This window comes from Lacinutrix sp. (assembly GCF_037625555.1).
Taxonomy (GTDB): Bacteria; Bacteroidota; Bacteroidia; order Flavobacteriales; family Flavobacteriaceae; genus Lacinutrix.
This window is the reverse complement of record NZ_JASJHV010000055.1, coordinates 1-9,678: the sequence shown is the minus strand read 5'-3', so window position 1 is coordinate 9,678 and position 9,678 is coordinate 1. Positions and strand designations below refer to the sequence as shown.

General features: G+C 31.0%; 9 protein-coding genes. 4 read left to right on the top strand and 5 right to left on the bottom strand.

Going from position 1 to position 9,678, the window contains the following annotated elements; all coding sequences use genetic code 11:
* The first annotated feature begins 215 nt into the window (after positions 1–215).
* The 4 genes from QNK89_RS04225 to QNK89_RS04210 all read left to right on the top strand — a co-directional run bounded on the left by QNK89_RS04225 (position 216) and on the right by QNK89_RS04210 (position 5,578).
* Positions 216–1,169 carry an acetyl-CoA carboxylase carboxyltransferase subunit alpha gene (locus tag QNK89_RS04225; protein ID WP_340169711.1) on the top strand — a complete coding sequence of 318 codons (954 nt, stop codon included), beginning with the start codon at positions 216–218 and terminating at the stop codon, positions 1,167–1,169.
* Positions 1,170–1,337: 168 nt separating this feature from the next.
* The gene (gene dnaB, locus QNK89_RS04220; protein WP_340169710.1) at positions 1,338–2,867 is read left to right on the top strand and encodes a replicative DNA helicase; all 1,530 of its coding nucleotides are present in this window, start codon (positions 1,338–1,340) and stop codon (positions 2,865–2,867) included.
* Positions 2,868–3,191: 324 nt separating this feature from the next.
* Complete coding sequence (locus QNK89_RS04215) at positions 3,192–4,223, top strand: AI-2E family transporter (protein WP_340169709.1); 1,032 nt, start codon at positions 3,192–3,194, stop codon at positions 4,221–4,223.
* Between the two features lie 98 nt (positions 4,224–4,321).
* On the top strand, positions 4,322–5,578 hold the full coding sequence (locus QNK89_RS04210) for an asparagine synthetase B (RefSeq protein WP_340169708.1): 1,257 nt from the start codon (positions 4,322–4,324) through the stop codon (positions 5,576–5,578).
* Between the two features lie 121 nt (positions 5,579–5,699).
* Here the strand turns inward: QNK89_RS04210 and QNK89_RS04205 are convergent, their stop codons facing one another.
* The 5 genes from QNK89_RS04205 to thrS form a co-directional block, all read right to left on the bottom strand.
* Entirely contained in the window at positions 5,700–6,005 is a 306-nt protein-coding gene (locus QNK89_RS04205; RefSeq protein WP_340169707.1) for a hypothetical protein, read from the bottom strand.
* A 193-nt stretch (positions 6,006–6,198) separates the two neighbouring features.
* Positions 6,199–6,543 (bottom strand): 50S ribosomal protein L20, encoded by a 345-nt coding sequence (gene rplT, locus QNK89_RS04200; protein ID WP_340169706.1) that lies wholly within the window; start codon positions 6,541–6,543, stop codon positions 6,199–6,201.
* A gap of 108 nt (positions 6,544–6,651) precedes the next feature.
* A complete protein-coding gene (rpmI, locus tag QNK89_RS04195; RefSeq protein WP_300206203.1) occupies positions 6,652–6,849 on the bottom strand; it encodes a 50S ribosomal protein L35 in 198 nt (65 codons plus the stop codon).
* A 72-nt stretch (positions 6,850–6,921) separates the two neighbouring features.
* A complete protein-coding gene (infC, locus tag QNK89_RS04190) occupies positions 6,922–7,431 on the bottom strand; it encodes a translation initiation factor IF-3 (protein WP_340169712.1) in 510 nt (169 codons plus the stop codon).
* Positions 7,432–7,501: 70 nt separating this feature from the next.
* The gene (gene thrS, locus QNK89_RS04185; RefSeq protein WP_340169705.1) at positions 7,502–9,436 is read right to left on the bottom strand and encodes a threonine--tRNA ligase; all 1,935 of its coding nucleotides are present in this window, start codon (positions 9,434–9,436) and stop codon (positions 7,502–7,504) included.
* Positions 9,437–9,678: the final 242 nt, after the last annotated feature.

Below are 9,678 nucleotides of genomic sequence, written 5' to 3'. Positions count from 1 at the left end.
GAGCCTATTTATGGAGTGGTTTTAGCACTCATTATTTTTCCATTAACGGAGACGATGTCACCATCGTTTTATTATGGTGCTCTTATTATTTTGGTAACTGTTTTATTAAATGGAATTATAAAAAACAGAAAAGCCTTTAGGAATAAGAAGTCTCAAAACGAAAAAATTGTGTAATTTTGTAAGCTAACTAAGAAATTATACTAATACAATTCTCAATGGAATATTTAGAATTCGAACTACCAATAAAAGAACTTGAAGATCAATTAGATAAATGTCAAGTTATAGGTAAAGAGAGCGATGTTGATGTTACAGAAACCTGTAAGCAAATAGAAAAAAAGCTCGTTGCCACTAAAAAAGAGATTTATAAGAACTTAACGCCTTGGCAAAGAGTACAAATGTCTCGTCATCCCAACAGACCTTATACTTTAGACTATATTAAAGCTTTATGTGGAAATACATTTTTAGAGTTACATGGAGATCGTAACTTTAAAGACGATAAAGCCATGATAGGAGGCTTAGGTAAAATTGGAGATCAGAGTTACATGATTATTGGTCAACAAAAAGGATATAACACAAAAACAAGACAATATAGAAACTTTGGTATGGCAAATCCTGAAGGTTATCGAAAAGCATTACGCTTAATGAAATCTGCAGAGAAGTTTGGTATACCTGTAATTACACTATTAGATACTCCAGGAGCATATCCTGGTTTAGAAGCAGAAGAGCGTGGTCAAGGCGAAGCTATTGCAAGAAATATTCTAGAAATGACACGTTTAAAAGCACCAATAATTACTATCGTAATTGGAGAAGGAGCATCTGGTGGAGCTTTAGGTATTGGTGTAGGAGATAAAGTATTAATGCTAGAGAATACATGGTATTCTGTTATATCTCCAGAATCTTGTTCTTCTATTTTATGGAGAAGCTGGGAGTATAAAGAACAAGCTGCTGAAGCTTTAAAATTAACTGCTAGCGATATGAAGAAAATGAAGATAGTAGACGAAATTATTAAAGAACCCTTAGGAGGAGCACATAGTGATAGAGAAAAAACATTTTTAGCTGTTAAAACAGCTATCGAAAAAACATACGACGAGTTTAAAAACTTATCACCAAAAGATTTAGTTGCTAAGCGTATGGACAAATATTCTCAAATGGGAGTTTATAAAGGCTAACAGTAATAAATACTTTAAATATTAAAATCTGAAAGCTAAACTTTTAGATTTTTTTATGCTTATTAACAATAAAACCGAGTTATTAACAGTTGAATTGTTAATGAGGTGTGAAGATTGAGAACGTATAAAATTCACATACTCATAACAATTGTTTTACATTCGTTGTATATGAAACAACCAAACCAAATATCTGGATACAAAGTAGATAAAAGCACAATTATTTCATTGGAAAAAGGAAAAATACCACCTCAAGCTATTGATTTAGAAGAAGTTGTGCTTGGTGCAATGATGATTGATAAAAAAGGTGTCGATGAAGTAATCGATATTTTAAGTCCAGATGCATTTTATAAAGAGTCGCATCAGCATATCTTTGAAGCCATCTTTATGTTATTTCAAGAAAGTCAACCTATCGACTTATTAACCGTTTCAACTCAATTAAAGACAAATGCTAAGTTAGATTTAGCTGGAGGCGATTTTTATCTAATTTCGTTAACACAAAAAGTATCTTCTTCTGCACACATAGAATTTCATGCTCGAATTATTTTACAAAAATTTATTCAAAGAAGTTTAATTAAAATTTCTAGTGAAATTATTGAAACTGCTTACGATGAGACTCAAGATGTTTTCGATTTATTAGACAAAGCAGAATCTAAGCTATATGAAGTTACCCAAGGAAATATTAAGAAATCTAGTGAAACTGCACAAGATTTAGTAATACAAGCCAAAAAGAAAATTGAAGAGATTTCTAAAAAAGACGGAATGAGTGGTGTTCCTTCTGGTTTCGATAAACTAGATAAATTAACTTCTGGTTGGCAAGAGAGCGATTTAATTATTATAGCTGCTCGACCAGGTATGGGAAAAACAGCACTTACACTAACTATGGCAAGAAATATTGCAGTAAATAGTAATATTCCAGTTGCTTTTTTCTCTTTAGAGATGGCATCTGTTCAATTAATAACGCGTTTAATTTCTAGTGAAACAGGATTGTCTTCAGAGAAATTAAGAACAGGAAAATTAGAAAAACACGAATGGGAACAATTAAACGTTAAAGTAAAAGCACTTGAAAAAGCGCCATTATTTATAGATGATACACCATCACTTTCTATTTTCGATTTACGTGCAAAGGCAAGGCGTTTAGCTTCGCAACATGGAATTAAAATGATAATGATTGACTATCTTCAGCTTATGACTGCTACAGGTAACGGAGGGAATAGAGAACAAGAAATCTCTACTATTTCTAGAAACTTAAAAGCATTAGCAAAAGAATTATCAATCCCAGTAATAGCATTATCACAATTATCTCGTGCAGTAGAAACTCGAGGAGGTAGTAAAAGACCTTTATTATCAGATTTGCGTGAATCTGGAGCCATAGAGCAAGATGCAGATATTGTATCTTTTATATATAGACCAGAATATTATAAAATTGATGAATGGGATGATGATGATCAATCTCCTACAGCAGGGCAAGGAGAGTTTATTGTGGCTAAACATAGAAATGGAGGATTAGAAAATATTAGATTAAAATTTATTGGAAATTTAGGTAAATTTGATAATCTAGACGATTTTGATACTCCTTTTGGACAAGAATTTCATAGTAAAATGAATGCTGCTGCAAACGATAATACATTTAAACAGGATAATTTTACAGCATCTCCAGAAGATGCCTTTGGAGCTCCAGATGATGAAGTGCCGTTTTAATATTTGTTTTTGAAAAAAAATAGTATTTTTAATTTTACTTTCAATTATAATTTCGTGTACTTCTAATAAATCTGTCATAAATAATTTAGAAGGAAAACCTAAGTATGCTTAATTGAAAACACTTTTTTTAATGCACACTATCCATGCTCTAGTTTTGTTGTAGTTTCACTAAAAGGTGATTTTATTAGCTATTATGGTGAATACCCAAAAGAAGCAGTTTTAGAAGCAACTAACATCATTTTAAAAAAAGCTTAATTTCCTGTTAAATTTCAGAAAGAAAAGACATCTTTAATTTATCTTTACATAAAACAAGTGTAACAATACATGGATAAGCTGCGTACAACAAACTATTTACTGCTATTTATAGTAATACCAATACTTTTTTATTTACTTAAAATATTGTCGTTTATTTTTATTCCTTTATTTTTTTCAATGTTTATAGCATTGTTGTTTTTGCCCTTAATGCGTTTTTTAAAACGTAGAGGCGTGCATAAACTTATTAGTATTTTTATTGTTATTTTAATAATAATTCTGGGTGTAAAACTAGGAATGGAGTTGGTTAAATTGTCTAGTAAACAAATAATGGAAAGCAACTCCTCTTTCTTTTTAAAAACTCAAACTAAAGTCAATCATTTGGTTTTTGAAATAGAATCTGTTTTTGGAACTGATGCCATAGAAGATGATAATACAAAACTATCTCGCTTTCTTAATAAAGAGGCCATTTTTGATAATTTTGGAAACATATTAAGCATTATAAGCAAGACTTTAACAGCCTTATTAATGACTATTTTCTTTGTAGTACTATGGTTAGCCGAGTCTATTAATATCGAAAACCTACTCAATAAAACACTATTAAGAAATAGGCATCAATCTATTAGAACCTTCATAAAAATTGAAAACGAACTTATTAAATTTATAAAAGTAAAAGTACTTGTAAGTTTTTTAACAGGAGTATTTACAGGTTTGGCATGTTATTTTTTCGATGTTAGTTTCCCAATTTTTTGGGGATTATTTGCTTTTCTAATTAACTTTGTTCAAATGGTAGGTTCCTTTGTAACAGTAATTTTACTATCAATTTTCGCTTTTATAGAATTAGAGGCCTCCAGTACATTACTATTTTTTATAATAGCAATAGCTGGAACACAAGTGCTCTACGGTAGTATTTTAGAGCCTATTTTTATGGGTAAATCTTTTTCTATAAACGTTATAACAGTACTTGTTGCTTTAATGTTTTGGGGATTTATTTGGGGTGTGCCAGGTTTAATAATGGCAATTCCTATTACTGTATTCTTTAAAATTATTCTTGAGCAATTTCCAAGTACACAAGGTTTAGCCAAGCTTCTATCTGCAGGATAATATTAATTTTCTATAATTAAGATGGAATAATTTTTGATTATCTTTCTACCTAATTATTTATGCTTAAAACTTAAAAGAGGTAGTTTAGAAATCAGACTATGAAAAAATTACTATTTATATTTATCCTACTATTATCAACTCAAAGTTACGCATCTTATATCCTTATTCCTATGGATGCAGAGACTCAAGAAAATCATTTAAAAGCCTACGGAATTACCTATTGGACTTTAGCTAAAGACATTGAAGTGAAATGGTTATTAAACTATAGAGGAGGTTCCTTTTTATTACCAGATACAGATCAAATACAAAAAGAATGTAAAATAAGAGGTGTAAGTTTCGAGGTTTTAAGCAATGTAATGGCCGAAAGTATTCTTGAAGATATTAGTAGTCCAAGTAAAAATATGGAAGCTGTTGTCTTAGAAAAAGTACCTAAGATTGCAGTTTACACACCAAAAGGAAAATTACCTTGGGATGATGCTGTTACTATGGTATTAACTTATGCTGAGATTCCTTATGAGACGATTTACGACGAAAACGTTTTAAAAGATGAATTAGTTTTATATGATTGGTTACACCTTCACCACGAAGATTTTACTGGACAATTTGGTAAGTTTTATGCACGTTATAGAGCTTCAGCTTGGTACATTGAAGAAAAAAAAGAAGCAGAAGCATTGGCTACAAGATTAGGTTATGCTAAGGTTTCTGAAGAGAAAAGAGACGTTGCATTAAAAATTAGAGATTATGTTGTAGGAGGTGGATTTATGTTTGCTATGTGTAGTGCTACAGATAGTTTTGATATTGCATTATCCGCAGAAGGTATAGATATTTGCGAACCTATGTTTGATGGAGATGGAAGTGATGCTAATTACCAGTCTAAAATAGTGTATCGTAAAACATTTGCTTTCAAAGATTTTACTTTAGAACGAAGCCCAATGGTTTATGAGTTTTCTAATATAGACATGACCCAAAGACGAAGAATTCCAAAACAAACAGATTATTTTTCACTAATGGATTTCTCTGCAAAATGGGATCCAATTCCTACTATGCTTTGTCAAAACCATACCGCATTAGTAAAAGGTTTTATGGGACAAACAACCTCATTTGCACGCGAAGAAATAAAAAGTAATGTCCTTGTAATGGGAGAAAATAAAACAAATGGCGAAGCAAAATACATTCATGGTATTAAAGGAAAAGGCTTTTTTACATTTTACGGAGGTCATGATCCGGAAGATTATACTCATAAAGTTGGCGACCCAAAAACAGAGTTAGAGTTACATCCAACTTCACCAGGCTATAGGTTGATACTCAATAATGTATTGTTTCCTGCAGCTAAAAAGAAAAAACAAAAAACTTAGCATATGAACTTTATATTTGTTTTTACTATTAGTTTAGTTGGGTTGTTTTTTTAGTATTCAATATCATATTGTTTTTAACCAATAGGAGTGTTAATAAGAAAGTATACAAAATCTTTTTGGCTTATTTAATAGCACTATCAATAATATTTATATCTCCCTTAGAGTGAAAAAAATCTCTTTTAATCTTTAATTGAGCATAGTTATCATTAAAATCTGTAACATCTCTATTAAAAATAATAGAATGATAGCCTTGACCATAAAAGACATAAGAACTCAATACAGAGCTTAAATGAGAATGAATCATATATCCTGCATTATTAGTTGAATGAGATTTGTTTGGTAAAAAGATATTATATTTTAAATCATTAAAAAGTTTAAAAAATGTATCACTTATTGTATGTTTAGAATTAAGTAATGTACCATCCATATCTGAAACTATTAATTTTATTTTTGAGAAATCTATTCTTTTGCTTTACAATTAAAGATACTAGTATAGTAAGTATAGTTTTAACTTAAGTATAAGTTTTACAGTTTATTTGTAATAAAAAAAGTCCGACTCTTTTGAATCGGACTTTCTATTATATAAGTGAAATGATAATTATTCAATTGGCAAAATGCCCTTATTTAATTTTGTTTACAATTGCTTCAAAAGCAGCTGGTTGATTCATCGCTAAATCTGCTAAAACCTTACGGTTTAATTCGATATTATTAGCTTTCAATTTTCCCATAAATTGTGAATAAGACATACCGTGTAAACGAGCTCCTGCGTTGATACGCGTGATCCATAATGCACGAAATGTTCTCTTTTTTACTCTACGGTCTCTGTACGAATATTGCATCGCTTTGTCAACCGCATTTTTTGCTACTGTCCAAACGTTTTTACGACGTCCGAAGTAACCTTTTGCTTGTTTAAGCACCTTTTTTCTTCTGGCTCTTTTGGCAACAGAATTTACTGATCTTGGCATAATTTTAATGTGTTTTGTAGAAGGCGGTCAATATATTGACACTTTTTTTAATCTTATTTAGCCTAACTCCATGGTTTATAAATAATTTTTAACCTATTAAATATAATGTTACTTTAAGCGCATCATTATTTTAATATTGTTCTCATCGGCTTTGTGTACTAATGTACTGTGCGTTAGAGCAAGCTTACGTTTTTTTGACTTCTTTGTTAAGATATGACTCTTAAACGCGTGCTTTCTTTTAATCTTTCCAGTACCTGTAAGCTTAAAACGCTTTTTAGCACTAGATTTTGTTTTCATTTTAGGCATCTTGTTTCCTAGTTTTTAATTATTTCACTTATAATTTCATTTTGTAGAAATTGAAATCTACAACTAACTATTCTATTTTTTTGGAGCAATAAACATAGTCATTCTTTTACCTTCCAATCTTGGCATTTGTTCAACTTTACCAATTTCTTCAAGATCTTGTGCTAAACGCAACAATAAAATTTGACCTTGCTCTTTAAACACAATCGAACGCCCTTTAAAGAATACAAATGCTTTTAATTTAGCACCTTCTTTTAAAAACTTTTCAGCGTGTTTCTTTTTAAACTCGTAATCATGATCATCTGTTTGTGGACCAAAACGAATTTCTTTAATAATAACTTTGGTTGCTTTACTTTTTATAGCTTTGTCACGTTTCTTCTGTTCGTAAAGAAACTTTTTGTAGTCCATGATTTTACATACAGGAGGATCTGCTTTTGGTGAAATTTCCACCAAATCAAATTCTTGTTCTTCAGCCATTGCTAAAGCTTCTCTAGTTGTATAAATACCAACTTCGACATTTTCTCCAACTAGACGCACTTTTTCTGCTCTAATTTTCGAGTTTATTCTGTGTTGGTCTTCTTTAATGACTCTTAAAGGTCCTCTTGATCTTTTTCTACGTATTGCTATGACTTTATATTTTTAGTTAAACGTTATATTAAAATTGTTTCAATGTCTTATTTATTTCTGTTTTAACAACTTCTGAGAATTCATCTACACTTATCGTGCCTAAATCGTCTCCACCATGTTGTCTTACAGATATCTTGTTTTCGTTCTCTTCATTTTCTCCTATTATAATCATATAAGGCGTTTTGTTCATTTCAGCCTCTCTAATTTTCTTACCAATAGTTTCACTACGGTTGTCTACAAGTGCGCGAATTTCGTGTTTTTCTAGCAAATTTAAAACTTTTTCACCGTATTTTTCATATTTCTCACTAAGAGTTAATATTGAAACTTGTTTTGGCATTAACCAAAGTGGAAAATTTCCACCAGTATGTTCAAGTAAAATAGCTATAAAACGTTCGATGCTACCAAAAGGAGCACGATGAATCATCACTGGCCTATGTAGTTCATTGTCGCTACCTTTATAAGTCAACTCAAAACGTTCTGGTAAATTATAATCTACTTGTATAGTTCCAAGTTGCCATTGTCTTCCTAATGCATCTTTTACCATAAAGTCTAGCTTAGGACCGTAAAAAGCAGCTTCGCCTGTTTCAATCACATAATTTAACCCTTTGTCTTTTGCAGCACTAATTATTGCTTGTTCTGCTTTATCCCAGTTCTCTAGACTCCCAATATATTTTTCTGGAGTTTCAGGATCTCTTAAAGAGACTTGAGCAGTAAAGTTTTCAAATCCTAAAGAACCAAAAACATAAAGCACTAGATCTATTACACTTTTAAATTCAGCGTCTAATTGGTCTGGTGTACAAAAAATATGAGCATCATCCTGTGTAAAGCCTCGAACTCTAGTTAATCCATGTAATTCTCCACTTTGTTCATACCTATAAACTGTTCCAAACTCAGCGAATCTTTTAGGTAAATCTTTATAAGACCATTGTGCAGCATTATAAATCTCACAATGATGAGGGCAATTCATCGGTTTTAATAAAAACTCTTCATCTTCCTTAGGTGTTTTTATAGTTTGAAAACTATCTTCTCCATACTTAGCAAAATGTCCAGAAGTAACATATAATTCTTTTTGACCAATATGTGGAGTCATTACCATTTCATATCCTGCTTTTTTCTGTGCAGCTTTCAAAAAGTTTTCTAAACGTTCACGTAAAGCAGCGCCTTTTGGTAGCCATAAAGGTAAACCAGCTCCAACTTTTTGAGAGAATGTAAATAACTCTAATTCTCTACCAAGTTTTCTATGGTCACGTTTTTTAGCTTCTTCTAATAAAGCTAAATATTCGGTTAACTCTTTTTGTTTAGGAAAAGTAATACCATAAACACGAGTTAATTGCGGTTTTGTTTCGTCTCCTCTCCAATACGCTCCAGCTACAGATAATATTTTTGTTGCCTTTATAATTCCTGTATTTGGAATGTGTCCACCACGACATAAATCTGTAAATGTAGATTGGTCACAAAAAGTGATTGTACCATCTTCTAAGTTTTCTATTAATTCTGTTTTGAATGAGTTGTTCTTGAAGAGTTCCAGAGCTTCAGCTTTAGAAGCACTTCTCATTTTAAACTCATGTTTACCACGAGCAATCTCAAGCATTTTATTCTCAATTGTTTTAAAATCTTTTTCAGATATTGTTATGTCACCAAAATCTACGTCATAATAAAAACCGTTTTCAATTGCAGGACCAATAGTTAGCTTCGCATTAGGATATAGTTCTTCAATAGATTGGGCTAAAACATGAGCGCTAGAATGCCAAAAAGCTTTCTTTCCTTCATTATTATTCCAAGTGTACAATACTAAACTTCCGTCAGTTGCTAAAGGTGTGGTTGTTTCAACTGTAACATTATTAAAGCTTGCAGAAATAACATTCCTGGCCAACCCTTCGCTTATCGACCTAGCAACATCAAAAGGTGTTGAATTAGTCTCAAAAGATTTTACGCTGCCATCTGGTAAAGTAACTTGTATCATATGTGTAAATTAAGGCAACAAATATAATAGGTTAGAAAGAGAAAGGCAATACATATAACTATAAATTACAACTATTTATTGTTTAGGTTTTTAGCAAGATGTCTTTTTAAGTTTCAAGTCTTATTTTTTGATATATATTCGGAGAATTTTTTTAATAGACAATGCTTGTATTTTTTAAAGATTAATTTACTTCATATATATTGCATATATAATAAGGACAAGTTATTTAATTTTATTTGAAA

What these genes read in the sequence shown, in the direction of transcription:
- QNK89_RS04225 (WP_340169711.1), top strand. Translation starts at nt 216, where the DNA reads ATGGAATATTTAGAATTCGAACTACCAATAAAAGAACTTGAAGATCAA.
- dnaB (WP_340169710.1), top strand. Translation starts at nt 1,338, where the DNA reads ATGAAACAACCAAACCAAATATCTGGATACAAAGTAGATAAAAGCACA.
- QNK89_RS04215 (WP_340169709.1), top strand. Translation starts at nt 3,192, where the DNA reads ATGGATAAGCTGCGTACAACAAACTATTTACTGCTATTTATAGTAATA.
- QNK89_RS04210 (WP_340169708.1), top strand. Translation starts at nt 4,322, where the DNA reads ATGAAAAAATTACTATTTATATTTATCCTACTATTATCAACTCAAAGT.
- QNK89_RS04205 (WP_340169707.1), bottom strand. Translation starts at nt 6,005, where the DNA reads ATGGATGGTACATTACTTAATTCTAAACATACAATAAGTGATACATTT.
- rplT (WP_340169706.1), bottom strand. Translation starts at nt 6,543, where the DNA reads ATGCCAAGATCAGTAAATTCTGTTGCCAAAAGAGCCAGAAGAAAAAAG.
- rpmI (WP_300206203.1), bottom strand. Translation starts at nt 6,849, where the DNA reads ATGCCTAAAATGAAAACAAAATCTAGTGCTAAAAAGCGTTTTAAGCTT.
- thrS (WP_340169705.1), bottom strand. Translation starts at nt 9,436, where the DNA reads ATGATACAAGTTACTTTACCAGATGGCAGCGTAAAATCTTTTGAGACT.